The organism is Huintestinicola sp. (assembly GCF_051882455.1).
In the GTDB taxonomy this organism is placed as follows: Bacteria; Bacillota; Clostridia; order Oscillospirales; family Ruminococcaceae; genus Huintestinicola.
Genome location: NZ_JBJERV010000039.1, coordinates 1 through 20,221, shown reverse-complemented (window position 1 = coordinate 20,221; position 20,221 = coordinate 1). Strand labels below are relative to the sequence as shown.

The 20,221-nt window shown below is 48.3% G+C and carries 17 protein-coding genes; 14 read left to right on the top strand and 3 right to left on the bottom strand.

Translation table 11 applies throughout. From position 1 onward, the window contains the following. Positions 1-20: 20 nt before the first annotated feature. A complete protein-coding gene (locus tag ACI4J0_RS05485; RefSeq protein ID WP_439764806.1) occupies positions 21-830 on the bottom strand; it encodes a helix-turn-helix domain-containing protein in 810 nt (269 codons plus the stop codon). Between the two features lie 212 nt (positions 831-1,042). Here ACI4J0_RS05485 and ACI4J0_RS05480 point away from each other — a divergent pair, with 212 nt between their 5' ends. From ACI4J0_RS05480 to ACI4J0_RS05465, 4 genes are read left to right on the top strand one after another with little or no spacing between them, the layout of a single operon-like run. Further along, positions 1,043-1,948, top strand: coding sequence for a carbohydrate ABC transporter permease (locus ACI4J0_RS05480; RefSeq protein WP_439764805.1), 906 nt, complete (start codon positions 1,043-1,045; stop codon positions 1,946-1,948). Continuing rightward, the gene (locus tag ACI4J0_RS05475; RefSeq protein WP_439764804.1) at positions 1,945-2,850 is read left to right on the top strand and encodes a carbohydrate ABC transporter permease; all 906 of its coding nucleotides are present in this window, start codon (positions 1,945-1,947) and stop codon (positions 2,848-2,850) included. The genes ACI4J0_RS05480 and ACI4J0_RS05475 overlap by 4 nt, the downstream gene beginning before the upstream one ends. Positions 2,851-2,867: 17 nt before the next feature. Further along, positions 2,868-4,787, top strand: a complete 1,920-nt coding sequence (locus tag ACI4J0_RS05470) for an HlyD family efflux transporter periplasmic adaptor subunit (RefSeq protein ID WP_439764803.1) — start codon at positions 2,868-2,870, stop codon at positions 4,785-4,787. A 10-nt stretch (positions 4,788-4,797) separates the two neighbouring features. After that, complete coding sequence (locus tag ACI4J0_RS05465; protein ID WP_439764802.1) at positions 4,798-5,865, top strand: ABC transporter permease; 1,068 nt, start codon at positions 4,798-4,800, stop codon at positions 5,863-5,865. Between the two features lie 108 nt (positions 5,866-5,973). On the opposite strand, the gene ACI4J0_RS05460 is transcribed toward ACI4J0_RS05465, so the two are convergent. Both ACI4J0_RS05460 and mtaB read right to left on the bottom strand, forming a co-directional pair. Next, complete coding sequence (locus tag ACI4J0_RS05460) at positions 5,974-9,681, bottom strand: phosphoribosylformylglycinamidine synthase (protein WP_439764801.1); 3,708 nt, start codon at positions 9,679-9,681, stop codon at positions 5,974-5,976. Between the two features lie 17 nt (positions 9,682-9,698). Continuing rightward, entirely contained in the window at positions 9,699-11,030 is a 1,332-nt protein-coding gene (gene mtaB, locus ACI4J0_RS05455) for a tRNA (N(6)-L-threonylcarbamoyladenosine(37)-C(2))-methylthiotransferase MtaB (RefSeq protein ID WP_439764800.1), read from the bottom strand. Between the two features lie 221 nt (positions 11,031-11,251). On the opposite strand from mtaB, the gene ACI4J0_RS05450 reads away from it, so the two are divergent. The 10 genes from ACI4J0_RS05450 to ACI4J0_RS05405 all read left to right on the top strand — a co-directional run bounded on the left by ACI4J0_RS05450 (position 11,252) and on the right by ACI4J0_RS05405 (position 20,114). Beyond that, positions 11,252-11,482, top strand: coding sequence for an HPr family phosphocarrier protein (locus tag ACI4J0_RS05450; RefSeq protein WP_439764799.1), 231 nt, complete (start codon positions 11,252-11,254; stop codon positions 11,480-11,482). A 128-nt stretch (positions 11,483-11,610) separates the two neighbouring features. Further along, positions 11,611-12,762, top strand: coding sequence for a D-alanyl-D-alanine carboxypeptidase family protein (locus ACI4J0_RS05445; protein ID WP_439764798.1), 1,152 nt, complete (start codon positions 11,611-11,613; stop codon positions 12,760-12,762). Positions 12,763-12,905: 143 nt separating this feature from the next. Then, a complete protein-coding gene (locus ACI4J0_RS05440; RefSeq protein WP_439764797.1) occupies positions 12,906-14,246 on the top strand; it encodes a glucose-6-phosphate isomerase in 1,341 nt (446 codons plus the stop codon). Positions 14,247-14,396: 150 nt separating this feature from the next. Continuing rightward, complete coding sequence (locus ACI4J0_RS05435; protein WP_439764796.1) at positions 14,397-14,807, top strand: hypothetical protein; 411 nt, start codon at positions 14,397-14,399, stop codon at positions 14,805-14,807. Between the two features lie 86 nt (positions 14,808-14,893). Continuing rightward, positions 14,894-15,337 (top strand): YceD family protein, encoded by a 444-nt coding sequence (locus ACI4J0_RS05430; RefSeq protein ID WP_439764795.1) that lies wholly within the window; start codon positions 14,894-14,896, stop codon positions 15,335-15,337. Between the two features lie 100 nt (positions 15,338-15,437). After that, positions 15,438-15,620 carry a 50S ribosomal protein L32 gene (rpmF, locus tag ACI4J0_RS05425; protein ID WP_178724691.1) on the top strand — a complete coding sequence of 61 codons (183 nt, stop codon included), beginning with the start codon at positions 15,438-15,440 and terminating at the stop codon, positions 15,618-15,620. Between the two features lie 76 nt (positions 15,621-15,696). Then, positions 15,697-16,992, top strand: a complete 1,296-nt coding sequence (locus ACI4J0_RS05420; protein WP_439764794.1) for a DUF512 domain-containing protein — start codon at positions 15,697-15,699, stop codon at positions 16,990-16,992. Positions 16,993-17,023: 31 nt separating this feature from the next. Next, entirely contained in the window at positions 17,024-18,355 is a 1,332-nt protein-coding gene (der, locus tag ACI4J0_RS05415; RefSeq protein WP_439764827.1) for a ribosome biogenesis GTPase Der, read from the top strand. 19 nt (positions 18,356-18,374) lie between these two features. Continuing rightward, a complete protein-coding gene (plsY, locus tag ACI4J0_RS05410) occupies positions 18,375-19,082 on the top strand; it encodes a glycerol-3-phosphate 1-O-acyltransferase PlsY (protein WP_439764793.1) in 708 nt (235 codons plus the stop codon). A gap of 18 nt (positions 19,083-19,100) precedes the next feature. Continuing rightward, positions 19,101-20,114 (top strand): NAD(P)H-dependent glycerol-3-phosphate dehydrogenase, encoded by a 1,014-nt coding sequence (locus tag ACI4J0_RS05405; RefSeq protein WP_439764792.1) that lies wholly within the window; start codon positions 19,101-19,103, stop codon positions 20,112-20,114. Positions 20,115-20,221: the final 107 nt, after the last annotated feature.

Here is a 20,221-nt window from a genome sequence, read left to right as displayed (position 1 = left end):
TGGAAAAATGCGACATTATATTACCTTCGGTGAAGATTTTTTACAGCTTCCGCAGGGGTCATAAGGTGACGCTTTCTGAAATCGCCCAGCAAATGGGACTGGTCGTAATAGCCGTATTTTTCCACAGCGTCAAGTATGGATATTCCCGTTCCCAAGGCTGTTTCCTGCCATAGAAGCTGGTATCTGACAAGCTCACACAGGGTCTTGGGCGAAATTCCCGTCTGAACGGCAAATTTTCTTTGGAGAGTTCTGGGTGAAATGGCTGTGTAGGCGGCAAGGTCGGATATTTTTACATTGCCGCCCGAAATAATTGCCAGATAAAGGGCGTTCATTACATCGCTGCTTTGATTTTCGGGTATGAGGGAGTCATACAGCACAGCCTCGGCAGCTTTTGAACGTCCCGTAAGGGTGGTTTCCCGTGAGACCGCTTCATAAAGCCTTCGGGTGAGCTTCGGGAAAATATCCTCGGGGCGGTCGGTGGGTACGCTCATATCGGGATATTCCGCAAATGCGGCAGCTGACCAGGGGTAAAAGCGGACTGCAAATGTGGAATATTCTGCAGTATCTGAGTTACTCGAGGGGGAATGTGCCGTCTCATCTATGTGACAGAAAAAGCTTGTGCTGCGGTTTTCGTAAAAATGAAAAATTATATCCATACAGGTGTCGGGGATAACAATTCCCCGGGACTTTTGATTTACCGGGCGTTTTGTTCCCCAGAAGCAGCGGATATAGGGACTCAGGGGAGCAGAGGGCATTATTTCGGTATAGCTGTCACTTTTCTCAAATGGGTCGGCGGTTATGGGCATATAAATTCTGCTGAGATCGGTCATTTTTTTCGGTCTCCTTTTGGCTTTATATTCACATTATAGCATATTTTGACAGCGGCGGCAACGGATTTTTTACAAATGACATAAATGGTTAAGATTTGATTACAGTTTGGTACAGCTATAGCATTTTTTCTGCATATAGGCTATAATGAGATTATGGAGCGATGTCTCCAGAAAAATATACCATTTTCTGACAAAAGGAAGGCACTGTACATATGAAAAAGAAAATAAGGGAGGAGAAGATCAGACCGTCAAAGCTTACGGACACCAATACGGTTTTTGCAAGGCTGTCATTGCTTCCGAGCTTTCTTGGCGTTTCGGTTTTCTTTATAATCCCGTTTATCATAATCATCTGGTACTCGTTTCTCGACAATCCCATAAACAAGGAGTTTGTATTCTTTAAGAATTACGAGATACTTTTTAAGAATAACGCATTTCTTACGGCGGCTAAGAACACTTTGCTGCTGTCGGCTGTGGCGGTGCCGCTGGCGGTGGTATTGTCATTGGGACTTGCTTCTCTTCTGGACTCGAAAATACCCTGCAAGAGCCTGTTCAGGACATTTTTCCTCTGCCCGATGATGGTCCCCGTGGCTTCGGTGGTGCTCATATGGCAGGTGGTCTTCCACTATCACGGTACCCTCAATGCGGTGCTTGGGGAATGGTTTCAGGCGGCTCCTGTGGACTGGATGAAATCAAGCAAATGTATGATAGTTGTGGTCCTGCTGTTTTTATGGAAAAATCTGGGATATAATATGATACTGTTTCTGGCGGCGCTCAATAATATCCCTAAGGACCTTCTTGAGGTGGCGGAGCTTGAGGGAGCAGGCAGGCTTTACAGGCTGCTCCACATTAAGCTCAGATATTTATCTCCCACAATTCTCTTTGTGACTATCCTGTCCCTCATAAATTCCTTCAAGCTTTTCAGAGAGGTTTATCTGCTGACGGGGGATTATCCCTTTGAGGATCTCTACCTGCTCCAGCATTTTATGAATAACACCTTCAGGTCTCTCGATTATCAGAAGCTGTCGGCGGCGGCAATGATAATGTCCCTTGTTATGGTGGTAATTATCGGCGCAATGTTTATTGCGGAAAACAAGTTCGGGGGTGACGTTGAGGAATGAAAAGGATACGTTCTCCCCAGAAAACCGCTGAGAAGCTCCTCCTTGCGGTAATGACCCTGTTTGCGGCTGTGGCTTCGGTGATATTTCTCCTGCCGACGGTGCTTACCATAACCAATTCCTTTATGGCTCAGTCGGAGATAAACGCAAATTACGGCGTGGTATTCTCATCTGTGAGCGGCGGCAGCAAGACATTTATCTCGGAAAAGGTAAATCTCAAGTTTATCCCCGATATCGTAAGCTTCAGCCAGTATTTTTCGGTGCTTTTCAAGACGCCCGATTATCTGCTGAAATTCTGGAACTCGGTGATACTTACGGTGCCTGTGGTCATATTCCAGACTGCGGTGGCGCTGTTTGCCTCCTACGGCTTTGCCAGACTTACGGGGAAACTGAAGGAAATACTCTTCTTTTTCTACATCGTGCTCATGCTTATGCCTTATCAGGTAACGCTGGTGCCCAATTACCTTGTTGCCGATAAGCTGGGACTTTTAAACACGAGATGGGCGATAATACTTCCCGGAATTTTCTCGCCCTTTGCGGTATTCCTGCTGACAAAGGCGATGAAGAGGATACCGAAAACATATTTCGAAGCGGCAATGCTGGACGGGGCAAGCGAACTGCAGATATTTACGAATATATGCTTCCCGATGGTGCGGAGCGCTGTTTTCTCGGTGCTTATGCTGGTGTTTATCGACTACTGGAATATGGTCGAGCAGCCCCTTATTCTTTTGAATGACGAGCAGATGCACCCCCTTTCCATCTTCCTGTCGAAGATAAATACGGGTGATACGGGACTTGCCTTTGCGGTGGCTGTTATCTATATGACCCCGTCACTGCTGATGTTCCTCTACGGCGAGGAATATCTGGTGGAGGGCATTACATATTCCGGCGGAATTAAAGGGTAAGAAAGGATATAACGATTATGAACAACGAAAGAACACCCAGAAAGGAGATCATCAAGAATATTGCCATAATTTTTCTGGCGGTGCTCCTGGTGCTGACCTTTTTCTCAAATACGATCATGAATTACTCCCTGCCGCAGGTGTCTGCTGTTTATGTTAATCAGGGCACTATTTCCGAGCAGATACGGGGAAGCGGTACAGTGGAGGCTGCCGAGAGCTATGAGGTAAAGTTTGAGGAAACAAGAGAGATAAAGAGCGTGGCTGTAAAAACGGGACAGACTGTAAATGCAGGAGATGTTCTCTTTGAGCTTGCCGACGAGGATTCAGCAGAGCTTACGGAGGCTCAGAATACTCTCGACTCACTTGAGCTTGAGTACAAAAAAGCCGAGCTTACTCTTGCGGCGGGTTCGGGCTATGAGACCGATTATCTTACAATTTCCCGCGCAGAGGACGAGCTGAAGAAGCTCAAAAGTCAGCTTACATCGGCACAAAGCGGTACTGACGCTCTGAGCGTGGCTTCGGCAGAGTATAAGGAGGCAAAGGCGCTTTCGGATAAGCTTACGAGAGAAAAGGAGGAACTGAACGCCGCTCTTGCTTCCGTTGATACCGATGATATGCTTGACCTTACGGGTGAGTATTATGACCGTATGAGAGCCGCAAAGGACAGCGTTGCAGATGCCGAGAAAAAGGCGGAAAAGGCAAAAAATACATATGACGATCTTGTGAAGGATATCGGCGACGATACAGATTACAATGAAGCTATCACATCAAAGCAGGCTGAGATAGAGTCAGCAAGAAATCTTCTTAACGAGTATTACATCTCTCTTTACAATCTCAAGCCCGATGAGGACACCTCTGCCATTACTCTGCAGATCGACTCACAGAAAATTGAGATAAACAAGCTGGAAAGAGAGCTTTCAAATCTTATGGCAAAGGCATCGACCAGCTCTGTTTCCAAGACAAAGCTCAAAAATGCTGAGGATGCCTCAAAGAAAGCGCAGAACAAGCTTACAGACGCAAAGGATAAGCTGAGCGAGGTCACCAGAGCAGTAAAGCTTGAGATAAAGGCAAAGCTTGACGAGATAAATGACAAGCTCTTTGCTGCTTCCGACAGAATGGCTGCGGCTGAGGAGGATAAGTCCGAGGCGGAGGCTCAGGGACTTCTGTCTGCGGCGCAGCTTACAGCCAAGATCACCGAAAAGGAAGACGAGATAGCAAAGCTGAGAGCCGATCTTGAGGTGAAGCAGTCATCTTCAAACGTGGAGAACGAGACAGCAAAGCTTGACCTTGAGGCAAAGGCAAAGGCTATCGAGCAGCAGAAGGAAAAGGTGGAGAAGCTGAAGGGCAGTTCCTATGACGCTGTTGTAAAGGCAAAAATGGGCGGTGTTGTGGAGAGCATTTCCGTGACTGCGGGAAGCAAGGCGGAGGCAGGAACTGTAGCTGCCGTCATCAATGTATCCGATATGGGCTATGTGGTGGAATTTGCCGTAAAGACCGAGCAGGCGAAAAAGGTCAGGGTGGGCGATAAGGCTGAGATAACAAGCTGGTACTGGGGAGACAATTTCTCCGCAGAGCTTTCGGAGATACGTCCCGATACCTCAAATCCTCAGTCGCAGAAGATCCTTGTTTTCAAGGTATCCGGTTCGGATATTTCCACAGGTCAGACCATTACACTTTCTATGGGAAGCAAGGGACAGAGCTACAGCGCAGTTGTTCCCAATTCGGCTGTTAGAGAGGATTCCAACGGTAAATTCGTCCTCGTTATGGAGGCAAAGAGCAGTCCTCTCGGAAACCGCTACAAGGCTGTGAGATACGATGTGGAGGTAATCGTGAAGGACGATAACAATTCGGCTGTGAACGGTCTTTCGGGCAGCGAATTTGTTATCACCACATCTACAAAGCCTATTTCCGCAGGCGAGCAGGTTCGTCCCGCAGAGTGATGGAGGACTTATGAGCAGGCTGAAAAAAATCAATATTATCCTTGCCGCTGTAAACGGCGTACTGCTTATCACGGCAGGATTTCTGACAGGAAAAACGGTCTCGCTTAAAAACGAGTATTCCTCTGACAGCGCAAAGCAGGCGTGGGACGGGGAAAAATACAGCTACTCGCAGATATCCCTGTTTCTTCCCACGGATAGCGCTCTTGATGTTTTAGGCGTTTATTCGCTGAGACAATCTGTGGAGGAAAAGCTTAAAGAAGCTTCTGTGACTGCCGATAAGGATAATCCCGGGGGCAGGCTGTGGATAGACTGTGCCGGCGGCGAAAGCTCTCTGTCAATGACGGGAAAGCTTGGCAGCTGCACAGCTGAGGTCACGGGGACCTTCGGAGACTATTTCATTTTCCACCCCGAAAAGCTTATGAGCGGCAGCTACTATACCGAGGACGACATCAATATTGACAGGATAATACTTGACAGGGAATGCTCCTGGCAGCTTTTCGGCTCTATGGATACGGTAGGTATGCCCGTAAATATCGGAAACAAGGTCTTTTATGTAGCGGGAGTGGTGGAGTCGCCCGACAGCAAGGCTGACAAGGCGGCTTACGGCAATATCCCCAGAGCGTATATGCCCTTCGAGTCACTGAAAGCCATGAACGAAGCCACTGCCCTCACGACCTATGAGGCTTGTCTCCCAAATGTGGTGAAGGACTATGCGTACACTGTTATAAATGAGATAAATCCCGCAGGTGAGAACGCTATGGTAGTTGACCAGAGCGGACGCTTCGGGCTTATAAAGCTTATAAAGGGCAGGTCTGAGATATCCGAAAGCGTAATGATAAAAACGAAAATGGCTCTGCCCTGGTATGAAAACCGCCTGAGAAGCGCCGAGCTTTCCGCAAGGCTTGCGGCGGCGCCCGTTCCGTACCTGATGATAATACCTGCCATATCGCTGGTCTACGCACTGTTTATGCTTACAAAGCTTGCAGGCAGGGGTGCAAGGGCGATAAAGAACAAGGCGGAGGCAAGGTATCAGAAAAAGATATCGGAGATATATTATAAGAAGCACAATGAGAAATAATTCACAATATGCCGCAGAGAAAAAATTCTGCGGCATATTTATTTCATATCAAAAAAACTGCCTGCACAGCTCAAAACCGTGCAGGCAGTTCGTATTTATGGCAGTTAATTATTTGAAATAAGCCACGCCGCTTTCAAATATCTTCTGGTCCTTGTTGCCGGGAACGTTCTTGCAGATGTCTGTGCCGATACGCTCGCTGTGACCCATCTTTCCGAGAACACGACCGTCGGGAGATGTGATACCCTCGATAGCGTCAAAGGAGTTGTTGGGATTGAAGCGGATATCCATAGAAGGCGCACCGTCAAGATCAACGTACTGAGTAGCTATCTGACCGTTATCCGCAAGCTGCTTGATAAGCTCGGGAGAAGCGATGAAGCGTCCTTCGCCGTGAGAGATGGCGATCTTGTGGATATCGCCCACCTCGCAGCCTGCAAGCCAGGGAGACTTGTTGGAAGCTATCCTTGTGGAAACCATCATAGACTGGTGACGGGCAATGGTGTTGAATGTGAGGGTAGGGGAATTGTCCTCCATATCAACTATTTTGCCGAAGGGCACCAGACCCAGCTTGATAAGAGCCTGGAAGCCGTTGCATATACCAAGCATAAGACCGTCTCTGTTATCGAGAAGGTCGGTAACAGCCTCCTTGATGGAGGGATTGCGGAAGAATGCTGTGATGAACTTGCCCGAACCGTCAGGCTCGTCACCGCCCGAGAAGCCGCCGGGTATCATAATTATCTGAGATTTCTTGATAGCCTTCTGAACGTATTTTACGCTGTCCTCAAGTGCGGAAGCGGAAAGATTTTTGATTACAACTATCTCGGGAACAGCGCCCGCTCTCTCAAATACACGTGCGGTATCATACTCGCAGTTTGTGCCGGGGAATACGGGGATAAGCACCTTGGGCTTTGCAAAGGAGGAAGCGTGCTGAACGGTGTCGTGAGAGGTGTAGGTGTAAATCTTTGCTGGCTTGCTCTCATTCTTGATGTTGCAGGGGAATACGGGCTCAAGCTTGTCCTCCCATGCCTTCTGCAGGTCTGCCATATCAATGACATAGTCACGGCAGTCGATGGTATAGGAGTCGGTAGTTGTGCCGATGACCTTTTCGGCGGTGAAGGGGTCGCCGTCGAGCTCGATAACGAATGAGCCGTATCTTGAATAGAACATAAGATTTTCATCTATCTTCTTTTCAAACTTGAAGCCCACTCTGTTTCCGAGGGACATCTTTGCAACAGCCTCGGCAATGCCTCCGAAGCCTACTGACCATACGGAGAGAGCCTTGCCCTCTGCGATAAGAGCCTCAACACGCTCGAATACGCTTCTTACGCTGTCCCACTTGGGCAGACCGTTCTCATCGTAATCGGGAGTGATGTAAATTACCTTGTTTCCTGCCTTCTTGAATTCGGGGGAGATTATCTTCTTGCTGCTTGCGGTGGAAACTGCAAAGGAAACGAGGGTAGCGGGAACATCGATATTCTCGAATGTACCCGACATGGAATCCTTTCCGCCGATAGCGCCGCAGCCCAGCTCTATCTGAGCCTTGTATGCGCCGAGGAGAGCGGCGAAGGGCTTGCCCCATCTGGTGGGATTATTCTGAGTTCTCTCGAAATATTCCTGGAAGGTGAGCCAGCAGTTCTTGTAGCTTCCGCCTGCGGCGATGACCTTTGAGATAGACTCGATAACAGCTGCGATAGCGCCGTGATAAGGGCTCTTGTCGCTTACGTAAGGGTTATATCCCCAGCCCATGATCGAGCAGGTGGTAGTCTGACCCTTGAGAACAGGTATCTTTGCAGCCATTGCCTGAGTTGGAGTGAGCTGATATTTGCCGCCGTAGGGCATTAAAACGGTTCCTGCGCCGATGGTGGAGTCGAAGCGCTCAACAAGACCCTTCTGAGAGCATATGTTGAGGTTTGTCATAAGTGTATACCAGCTGTCGGGGCAGTCGGTGTAGGACTTGGGCTGTAAGGTAACAGGAAGATGTACCTGGACACTTGTATGCTTCTCAGCGCCGTTTGAATTTAAGAACTCTCTTGAAAGATCCACAATGACCTTGCCGTTCCACTTCATTCTGAGACGGGGTTCCTCAGTAACGTCCGCAACCTTTGTCGCCTCAAGGTTCTCCTTAGCGGCAGCAGCCATAAATTTCTTCATATCGGACTTTCTTACAACAACAGCCATTCTTTCCTGGCTTTCGGAAATAGCAAGCTCGGTTCCGTCAAGACCGTCATACTTCTTGGGAACGGCATTCAGGTCGATGATAAGACCGTCGGTAAGCTCGCCTATGGCAACGGAAACGCCGCCTGCGCCGAAGTCGTTGCAGCGTCTTATCATATGAGTGACCTCAGGGTCTCTGAAAAGCCTCTGGAGCTTTCTTTCCTCGGGAGGATTACCCTTCTGTACTTCCGCGCCGCAGCTTTCGAGAGACTGCTCTGTGTGGGACTTGGAGGAGCCTGTTGCGCCGCCGCAGCCGTCACGTCCCGTACGTCCGCCGAGAAGAATGATCACATCGCCGGGCTCGGGAGTTTCTCTAATAACATTTTCCACGGGAGCAGCGCCTACAACAGCGCCTATCTCAAGTCTCTTAGCCACATAGCCGGGGTGATATACCTCGGAAACGTGACCTGTGGCAAGACCTATCTGATTTCCGTAGGAGCTGTAGCCGTTTGCGGCGCCCACGGTTATCTTTCTCTGAGGGAGCTTTCCGTGAATGGTGTCCTCAACGGGAACAAGGGGATTTGATGCGCCTGTTACACGCATTGCCTGATATACATAGGAACGTCCCGAAAGGGGATCTCTGATAGCGCCGCCAAGACAGGTAGCCGCACCGCCGAAGGGCTCTATCTCGGTGGGGTGGTTATGGGTCTCGTTCTTGAACATAAGGAGCCAGTCCTGCAGCTCTCCGTCCACGTCCACCTTTATCTTTACGGAACAAGCATTTATCTCCTCGGACTCGTCAAGGTCCTTGAGTATGCCGTCCTTTTTCAGCTTCTTTGCGGCGATGGTGGCAATGTCCATCAGAGTGATGGGCTTGTCCTCTCTGCCCAGCTCTTTTCTTGCGTCGATGTATTCGTTGTAGGTCTTTCTGATATAATCAGCGTCGATATTTGCGTTGTCGATAATGGTAGAGAATGTGGTATGACGGCAGTGGTCGGACCAGTAAGTGTCTATCATACGTATCTCGGTAATGGTGGGGTCGCGCTTTTCGGTGTCGCGGAAATAGCTCTGACAGAACTTGAGATCGTCAAAATCCATAGCAAGTCTGTACTTGGTGACAAAATCCGCAAGACCCAGGTCGTCCATGGTTATAAAGCCTGTGAGGGTCTCGACAGACTCGGGGATATCATACTTTACGGCGAGTGTGTCCACCTCTGCAAGGGAAGCCTCGCGGCTCTCCACAGGGTTGATGATATATTTTTTCAGAGCCTCAAATTCATCGTCCGAGATAATGCCCTTGGTGATATAAACGCGGGCATTGCGCACCTTGCAGCGTTCGCCCTGAGTAAGTATCTGGATACACTGCTCGCAGGAGTCGGCTCTCTGGTCGAACTGACCGGGGAGATATTCAACAGCGAAAACTCTCTCATCGGGAGCAAGCTCGGGCAGCGTTCTGTAGGTAACGTCTACCGCAGGCTCGGAGAATACGTTTCCTGCCGCGTAGTCAAAGTTTTCCTCGGAAATATTCTCAGCGTCGTAGCGGTTCAGAACACGCAGCGAGCGGAGGGAATCCAGTCTGAGGGCTGTTTTCACATCCGAAAGAAGCGTTTTTGCCGAAGCGGCAAATTCAGGTTTCTTTTCAACATAAATTCGGTAAACTGGCATAAGTAAAATACTCCCCTTTATTGTATGTTGGTGTCGAGATCGCCGCCGTTCTGAATAATTTCACCGAAACAGCAATTATCTCCTATCTTATCTATTTTAACATAAAAAATCATTTTACGCAAACTTTTTTCTGAATTTTTTGTTAAAATTTTTATATGGGCGTAATTCGGAGCATATCCGTGATGAACGCCGTCGGATTTTTCCCTTTCAAAAAGCACGGGAAACTCTTTTCCCACAAGGCTTTGCAGGAATTTTCTCCGACATTCGGCTCCCGCGCTGGCAAGCTCCCTTGCTCTGCGCTTTTTTATGTCACTTTGAACCTGACCCTCCATAAGGTCAGCCTTAGTGCCCTTCCTTCGGGAATAGGGGAACACGTGGATATCTGAAAAGCCGATTTTCCTTATAAATTCCACCGACTCCCTGTGATCCTCCTCGGTCTCTCCGGGAAAGCCCGCCATAACGTCCGCAGTAATGCCGCAGTCGGGGAAAATGCTCCGTATGCGCTGTACAAGTGCGGCGTATTCATCTGCTGTATAGCGCCTGTTCATTGCCTTTAGCGTCCTGTCGCAGCCGCTCTGCAGTGACAGATGGAATGAGGGACAAAATTCGGGCACAGCTGCCAGCCTGTTAAGGACATCATTGGTCATCTTTTCGGGCTCAAGAGAACCGAGCCTTATCCTGTCAATGCCCTTTATACCGCTTATTGCTTCAACAGCGTCCGCGAGCCCTATACCAAGCTCCGCGCCGTAAAACGCCAGATTTATCCCCACAAGGACAATTTCCCTGTAGCCGTTTGCGGCAAGCCTTTTTGCCTCGGAAACAATGTCACTAAGCGGCTTAGACCTTATCCTGCCTCTTGAATAGGGGATAATGCAGTATGTGCAGAAGGCGTTGCAGCCGTCCTGAATTTTCATAAATGCACGGGTATGCCCCTCAAGATGTTCGGCGGACATTGCCTCGAAGCTGTCGTGAGGGGAGTAGGGGGCAACGGAGCATACCCTTTTTCTGTCCTCAAGATATTCCTTTACGAGTCTGACGATATCGCTCCTGTTTTTGGTGCCGGTCACGATATCGGCGCAGCCTTCGGCAGCGGCTTCCTCGGGAAATGCCTGGGGAAAGCAGCCTGTTAAAACTATGACCGCATTCGGGTGATCGCGTCTGAGCCCCCGGAGTGTCTGCCTGAGCTTGCTGTCGCTTTCGGAGGTGACTGTGCAGGAGTTTATGACAAAAATATCCGCAAGCTTTTTTTCGACAGTCGGCGTAAAACCTTCGGCTTCGAAAGCGGCTGTCATACAGGCAGTTTCGTATGTGTTGACCTTGCAGCCGAAGGTGATAAAGTGAATATACATAAAATCCTCCGTAAAAACTTGTGCAAAATGTACACTGAAAACCTTTCAGTTTTTTTTAACTATATGCTATTATACAATAAAATAAAAAAAATTGCAAATCCTCTTGACTTAATCGGAAAAAACTGCTATTCTTAATACTAAGGAAACTGCAAGAAAGACAAATCAGGCGGTTTCTCAGGGAATAACCTAATTTAATGAACACCATGAAAGGATGGGTCGTTATGAAAAAGACTACTATTATGCTTGCAACTATCAATGATGTCAAGAACTTTGTTTCCGAGGTTTCTCTGTGCGATTATGACGTTGATCTTCTTTCCGGAAGATACGCTGTTGACGCTAAGTCTATTATGGGTATTTTCAGCCTCGATCTTTCAAAGCCCATCTCTCTTGAGGCACACACCGATGACGCTTCCGAGTTCTTTGAGAACATCAAGCAGTTCATTGTAGAATGATCTGATAAACAGGCTTGAAGCTAAATAGGTTCAAGGCGGCTGTTCCGTTATTTCGGGGCAGCCGTTTTCTTATGCTTTATGTTTGTCCTAATTATCCCGTCTGCGGCATAAAATGTACGGGTGATAGAATGAAAAAAGCATTTATAAAATTTTCTGCAATATTTATCAGTGCCATAATGATAATTAACTGCACATCGGGGATATCCGCGGAGGATAAGCCTTCGGATTTTACGGAGAGCTACGTCCTTATGGAGCCCGATACAAAGACGGTCATACGTGAGAAAAACGGCGATGTGCCTGTGAAAATGGGGTCATTCAATAAGCTTATGACCGTCCTGCTGGCGGCGGAAGCGATGGACAGGGGAGAGCTTGACCTTGATATGGTGCTTTCAGCAAGCGAGAATGCCAATTCCAAGCAGGGCGCCCAGATATGGCTCATGCCGGGAGAAAGATCTACAATGTCGGAGCTCCTCAAAGGAGTCATTATCGGAAATGCCAACGACGCCGCCTGCGTTATTGCCGAAAAGATCGGCGGCTCCGAGGAGAAATTCACAGAGCTTATGAACGCCAGGGCAGCTGAGCTTGGTATGAAAGACACCCTTTTTACCGAATGTACGGGCTATTACAATGACGAGCTGCAGCACACCACAGCCTATGACGCCGCTCTGCTCCTCTGCGAGCTGTCAAAGCATGAGGAGCTGACGGAAATGTTTGTCACAAGGCTTGAGGAGATAAAGGACGGAAAGGTCCAGCTTGTTACCTCAAATCCCATGGGACACAGATACAAAGGCTCCGTGGGCTTTAAATGCGGCACAGGGCCCTCCTCGGGATATTTTGCCGCCGAGGGAGCCTGCCGCGACGGCTTTACCCTTGTCTGCGCCGTAATGGACTGCAGGGACGAGGACAGAGCTCTGGGGCTTGCAAAGGAGCTTCTTGACACCGGCTTCGGGGGATATACGGTCATACCCCTCGAAATACCCGAAGAAATGCCCGATGCGGTCAGGGTAAAAAACGGCTGCGATACGGAAGCAGCCATATCTGCAAGGCAGACGGGGAATGCTCTGATAAGCAAGGGCTCGGAAGGCGATGTGGAGGCACGTATCATACTGCCGTCATATGTGTACGCTCCAGTCAGTCGGGGAGACAAGATAGGGGAGCTTAGATTTTACTGCAAAGACAGGCTTTTAAAGACCGTGGAGCTGAAAGCGGCTGAGGATATCCCGAAAAAAAGTATTCTAAATACGTTGTCAGATATGCTGAAATATATCGTTCAATTTTAGTTAAATCAACTAATTTTGCGATTATTGAGTTAATGTTTCCAAAAAATCTTGCAAATTCTCTGAAAATATAGTAATATAATATTTGTATATGGATTGATTGTCACATTTGGAGAGAAATGTGAAATTTTAGGAGGATACAAAAAATGGCACCTTTTAAACTTAATACCAAATATCTTGAAAGCTATATCGCTCCTCACGAGATGGAAGCTGTCAAGGCTCAGGCAGAGCTTGCGGCAAAGACCCTTGAGGAAAGAACAGGCGCAGGAAATGACTTCCTGGGCTGGCTCGACCTCCCCGTGAACTATGACAAGGACGAGTTTGCAAGGATCAAGGCTGCCGCAAAGAAGATACAGTCCAATTCCGATATCCTTATCGTTATCGGCATCGGCGGTTCCTATCTGGGCGCAAGAGCAGCTATTGAGCTTATGAAGTCGCCCCTTTACAATAACCTTAAAAAGGATACCCCCGACATCTACTATGTGGGCAACAACATTTCCCCCACATACCTCAATGAGATACTTTCCATCTGCGAGGGCAAGGATCTCTCGGTAAACGTTATTTCCAAGTCGGGAACAACTACCGAGCCTGCGCTTGCATTCAGAGTATTCAGAGATCTGGTCGAAAAGAAGTACGGCAAGGACGGCGCAAAGGAAAGGATCTTCGCCACCACCGACAAGGCAAGAGGGACCCTCAAGGAGCTTTCCGACAAGGAGGGCTATGAGACCTTCGTTATTGCCGATGATGTAGGAGGCAGATATTCCGTTCTCACCGCTGTCGGACTTCTTCCCATCGCCGTTTCAGGCTGCGATATCGACGCTGTAATGGCAGGCGCAGCTCAGGCAAGAGAGGAGCTCAAAGCAGGCTTTGACAATAACGACTGCTACAAATACGCAGCTATCAGAAATATCCTTTACAGAAAGGGCAAGTCCATCGAGATACTCGAGGCTTACGACCCCTCCTTTGCAATGATGGCAGAATGGTTCAAGCAGCTCTTCGGCGAGAGCGAGGGCAAGGACAACAGGGGCATTTATCCCTCCTCCTGCATCTTCTCCACCGACCTTCACTCTATGGGTCAGTTCATTCAGGACGGCTCAAGAGTAATGTTTGAGACCGTTGTTGACATCAAGAAGCCCAAGCAGGACTTCTTCCTCGAGGACGACGCTCAGAACCTTGACGGTCTGAACTTCCTCACAAATCAGAATATGTCCGTTGTAAACAGATGCGCATTTGAGGGAACTATCCTCGCACACACCGAGGGCGGCGTTCCCAACATCGTTCTCGAGCTTGAGGATACTACCGAAAAGAGCTTCGGATATATGGTATACTTCTTTGAGAAGGCTTGTGCCGTAAGCGGCTATATGCTGGGCATCAATCCCTTTAATCAGCCCGGCGTTGAGAGCTACAAGAAGAATATGTTCGCGCTTCTCGGAAAGCCCGGCTATGAGGATCAGAGATCTGCTCTTGAAGCAAAGCTTGGCAGATAAGACAGGCTTCAACCCTTATAAGGGTGATGATATATGGAATACGGCGCTTTGACGTAATTTCGTCAGCACCCGGAGCTGCACAGCGGCGCTCCGGGGGTCTTGCACCGATATTCCGCAAAATAATTTTCCGCCGCTGAGATTGGAGTTATTATGGTAAAGATTATTACAGGTAATAAGGGCTCAGGTAAGACTAAGATACTCATTGATATGATCAATGCAGCTTCCCAGAACACCGACGGCTATGTTGTCTGCATTGATAAGAGCGACAAGCTCAGATACGATATCGGTCACAGCGTAAGAATTGTTGACACCGACGTTAACTGCATCTATTCCTTTGAGGCATTCTTCGGTCTCGTTGCAGGTCTCCTTGCAGGAAACTATGATATCAAGGATATCTTTGTAGATTCTATCCTCAAGATCGGCGGAGCAGATTACGAGGCTCTGGGCGCACTCCTCGCAAAGATCGACAAGCTCACAGGAAACGATGTAAATGTTGTATTTACAGTATCCGCTGACAAGGCAGACCTTCCCGAGAGCGTTACAAAGTACGCTGTCAAGTAATTTTCTGAAAAAAATTTTTGCAGGCTATTGACATATCTTTTTTAATATGATATAATATAGCTTGTGTGTTGGTGCAGGAGCGTATTATGGTTATAGGCTTAAAGCAGCTTTATGAGATCACGGGCGAAAAGCTCGACATATGTTCTGAGGTTTCCCGTGAAAGGCTGGATGAAATACATGGTTATAGCTTTATCGGTCCTGTTAGTCTGAAAGGCGCGGTGTATAACCGTGCAGGTGTGGTAACACTCAGCTACACCGCCGAGTTTACAATAAGCGCCGAATGTGACAGATGTCTCAGCAGGTTTGAACGAAGCAGGTCATTTGATTTCGAGCATATTCTTGTCAGGAGCCTTAACAGCGATAATGACGAGTATGTAGTGACCGAAAATGACAAGCTTGATCTGGACGAGCTTGCAGTTAATGACATTCTGCTGCAGATGCCGACAAAGCTGCTCTGCAGGGAGGACTGCAAGGGATTGTGTCCGAAGTGCGGCGCCGATCTGAACATTTCCGACTGTAACTGTGAATAACAGAAATGCTTGAGGGACATTTGACATATTCGCAAATATGTCAGGTCAGATCAAGCTGTCAGGAATTTGATTATCTTAAATGTTAAGGAGGTGCTGAATAATGGCAGTACCAAAGAGAAAAGTATCCAAGGCAAGACGTGACAAGAGACGTTCCGCTGTCTGGAAGCTGGACACCCCCGCTTTTTCAAGATGCTCACACTGCGGCGAGCTTACCGCTCCTCACAAGGTTTGCAAGAACTGCGGATATTACAAGGGCGTTGAGGTAATTAAGAAGGAAGCGTGATCATGTTTCCTCAAAAAGCAGAGCAGGAGCGATCCTTCTCTGCTTTTTTCTTAAAGTGAAACTATGCGGAGGTACTATGTCTGCTGAAATTACGGGCGTAACAGCCAATTCACCTGCTGCCAAATGCGGGATAAAATGCGGCGATATCCTTGAAGCCATAAACGGTCATAGGATATCCGACGTGCTTGATTATATGTACTATTCCTCGGAAAATACCGTTACACTGCTCTTAAAGCGCGACAAAAAACACCTTATGCTTAAAATACGCAAGAGCGAGTATGACGATATCGGTCTGGAATTTAATACCTTCCTTATGGACAAAAAGCAAAGCTGCTGCAACAAATGCGTTTTCTGCTTTATCGACCAGATGCCCGAAGGAATGAGAGAGACCCTGTATTTCAAGGACGACGACGCCCGTTTGTCATTTTTGCAGGGAAATTATGTCACTCTTACCAATTTAAAGCAGGAGGACATAGACCGCATTATCGAAATGAAGCTGAATATCAACATTTCCGTTCATACCACCAATCCCGAGCTTCGCTGCAAAATGATGAACAACCGCTTTGCAGGGGAGAAGATAGACTATCTCCGCCAGCTTTCCGAGGCAGGCATATCAATGAACTGCCAGATAGTCCTTTGTCCGGGGCTGAATGACGGCGACGAGCTTCGCAGGACCCTTACAGACCTGGGAGATCTTATGCCCAATGTGAGCAGCGTGGCAATTGTGCCCGTGGGACTTACCAAATTCAGGGAGGGACTTTACCCCCTTACAATGTTTGACAAAGAGGGCGCAGGAAGGGCAATTGATTTGATAGAGGAGTTTCAGCAGAAATTTTTACGTGAATACGGCACCCGTCTTGTTTTCCCCTCGGACGAGTTTTACCTTAAAGCAGAGCGTCCGCTTCCCGAAGCGGATCTTTACGAGGAGTATCCTCAGTATGAGAACGGCGTGGGAATGATGCGCTCCCTTTACGATGAATTTTTTGCCGCTCTTGAAGCTGAAAAAGATGAAAATATCCGGCGTGACATATCCATTGCCACAGGTGCGGCACCCTTTGATATGATATCGGAGCTTGCACGTGCAGCCGAGAAAAAATTCGGTCTGCGGTGCAGAGTTTATAAGATAATAAATTACTTTTTCGGAGAAACAATAACCGTCACAGGGCTTCTCACGGCGGGGGATATCATTTCCCAGCTTGAGGGCAAAGAGCTGGGAACAGAGCTTCTTCTGTCAAAGTCAATGATTATCCATGACGGAGACCTGTTCCTTGATGACCTGACAATTTCAGATGTGGAAACAAAGCTTGGCGTTAAGCTCCGCTTTGCCGAAAATGACGGCGGCTCGCTTCTTGACGCCATTCTCGGAAGATAGATTTTTAATTTGGATAAGAAAGGAAGGTAATATTATGCTGCCTATTCTTGCAATAGTGGGTCGCCCCAACGTGGGAAAATCCACCCTTTTCAACAAGCTCACAGGCAAGCGCCTGTCCATTGTTGAGGACACTCCCGGCGTTACCCGTGACCGCATTTATTCAAAGTGCGAGTGGCGCAACAGGGAATTTATGATAGTCGATACAGGAGGTATCGAGCCTGCCAGTGATGATATTATCCTCTCTCAGATGAGACGTCAGGCGCAGGTTGCTATTGAAAAAGCAGACGTTATCGTGTTCCTCACCGATATCCGCTGCGGCGTTACGGCAGATGACTATGAAGTGGCTTCAATGCTCCAGAAAAGCGGAAAGCCCGTTATCCTTGCGGTAAATAAGTGCGACAGTATCGGAGAGCCGCCCCCCGAGTTCTACGAGTTTTACAACTTAGGCGTGGGAGAACCCTTTGCCGTTTCCGCACAGCATGGTCATGGCTCGGGAGACCTTCTTGACGAGGTGTTCAAGTATTTCCCCGAAGACGATACCGATGAGTATGACGATGAATATATCAAGGTGGCGGTCATAGGCAAGCCCAACGTGGGAAAATCCTCTCTTATCAACCGAATTGCAGGGGAGGAGCGTGTGATAGTTTCGGATATCGCAGGCACTACCCGTGACGCGACCGATACCGTCATCGAGAATGAAAACGGCAAGTACGTGTTCATCGACACCGCAGGCATTAGAAGAAAGTCCAAGGTAACAGAGAAGATAGAGCATTACAGCGTTCTCAGAGCCTATATGGCAGTTGACCGCTCCGATGTATGCGTTATCGTTATCGACGCACTTGTGGGCTTTACGGACCAGGATTCCAAGGTAGCCGGCTATGCCCACGAGCAGGGCAAGGCGTGTATCGTTGCCGTAAACAAGTGGGACGCAGTGGAAAAGGACTCCAACACAATGGACGAGTTTACAAACGAGCTGAAAGAGAAATTCAGCTTTATGTCCTACGTGCCCTTTATCTTCATTTCCGCAAAAACAGGTCAGCGTATCGACAAGCTTTACCCCCTGATAAACAGCGTAAATTCTCAGAACAGTATGAGAATAACCACAGGTATGCTCAACGATGTGCTTTCCTATGCCACTACAAGAGTGCAGCCCCCCTCCGACAAGGGCAGAAGGCTGAAGATATACTATATGACCCAGGCTTCCACCAAACCGCCTACGTTCGTGGTATTTGTGAACCGTGCAGATCTTTTCCATTTCTCCTATCAGAGATATATCGAAAATCAGATACGCCAGACCTTCGGACTTACAGGCACACCCGTCCGCTTTGTTATCAGAGAACGCGATAACAGCGATACAAAATAATTTAAGAGGTAAATTATATATGTTGATAGTCACATTGCTGATAACTGCGGTCATTTCCTATCTTCTCGGAAGCTGCAACAGCGCCATCATAACAGTAAAGCTTTTAAAGCACGAGGATATCCGTGAGCACGGCAGCAAAAACGCAGGGCTTACCAATACCCTGCGCTGCTACGGCAAGATACCCGCACTCATGACCCTTATCGGAGACCTTGCCAAGGGCGTTATCGCCGCATTTGTCTCCATATATATCGCAAAGCTTCTGCTCGGAGCCGATTTCGACAGCGTGTATTTCATCGACAGACGCGCCATCGGCTACATATCGGGACTTTTCTCCATTCTCGGACACATCTTCCCCCTCTATTACGGCTTCAAGGGCGGCAAGGGCGTGCTTGTTTCCTGCTCCATACTGCTTGTGATAGACCCTGTCACCTTCTGCATCGTTATCCCGTTTTTTGCACTTGTGGTAGCAATATCCGGGTATGTTTCCTTGGGCTCCATACTTGCGGCGGCTGTTTATCCCGTCATCACATTTTTCGTTCATTTCTTTATCTATGATGTGGGAGCGCCCAGAGCCCTTCTCCACACAGGGCTTGTATTCTGCACCAGCATACTTCTTATCTATATGCACCGCTCCAATATACAGCGTCTCAGAAACGGCACAGAGAATAAATTCGGCAGCAAGAAGAAGGATACCGGCGTTATGAACGACTCGGACGAAGTGAAATAAATCAAGGAGGATATGTCAATGGATAAGGCAAATATACTCGTTCTCGGCTCAGGCGGTTTCGGACTCAGCCTTGCGGTAATGCTGAACGGTATGGGACATGATGTTACCGTATGGTCAAAATTCCGCACCGAGCTTGACGATATCAGACGGGACGGCGAAAACAAGGCAAAGCTTCCCGGAGTGAAGATAAGCGAAAAGATAAGGCTCACCGACGATATCTCCGAAGTAAAGGGCAAGGACCTGGTAATTTTCGGGATACCCGTAAATTTCGTAAGGTCGGTGGCAAAAGAGGCGGCTCCCTTTATCGACGAAAAGACCGTTCTCGTGAATACGGGAAAGGGACTTGAAGGCGGCTCACTTAAATTCATAAGCCAGGTAATTTTCGAGGAAACGGGCAAGAAGATAGTTGTTCTCACAGGACCCTCCCATGCCGAGGAGGTGGCTATCGGAATGCCTACCACCGTCATAGCGGCTTCGGAAATACCCGAGCAGGCGGAATATGTCCAGAGCGTAATGTCAAACAGCACCCTCAGAATTTATAATAACGATGATGTTATCGGCTGTGAGATAGGCGGAGCCCTTAAAAATGTTATCGCCCTCTGCGCAGGCATATGCGACGGAATGGGCTTTGGTGACAATACAAAGGCGGCTCTTATGACCAGAGGCATATGGGAGATATCCCGTCTGGGAATGGCTCTGGGCGGCAGGCAGGAGACCTTTGCGGGACTTTCGGGAGTGGGCGACCTTATCGTTACCTGCACCAGTATGCACAGCCGCAACAGGCGTGCGGGAATACTTATCGGACAGGGAGTTTCCCCCGATGAAGCGGTAAAGCAGGTGGGAACAGTCGAAGGATATTTCTGCACCAAGGCGGCATATGAGCTGTCCAGAAAATGCGGGATATGCCTGCCCATTACCGAAAAGTGCTACAACGTGCTTTATAACGGAGCAAGCCCCCGTGACGCGATCCGTGAGCTTATGGGCAGACCCAAGCGCCAGGAAAGCGAGATATCACTTTACGATCTGAAATAATAACTATTGTGGGCTGCCGCAGCTTGTACTGCGGCAGCCCACTTAGCTTGTCGATAAAGTGGAGAAATAAAAAAAGTTGCACAAATAAGGTCATAGTAAAAGTTTCG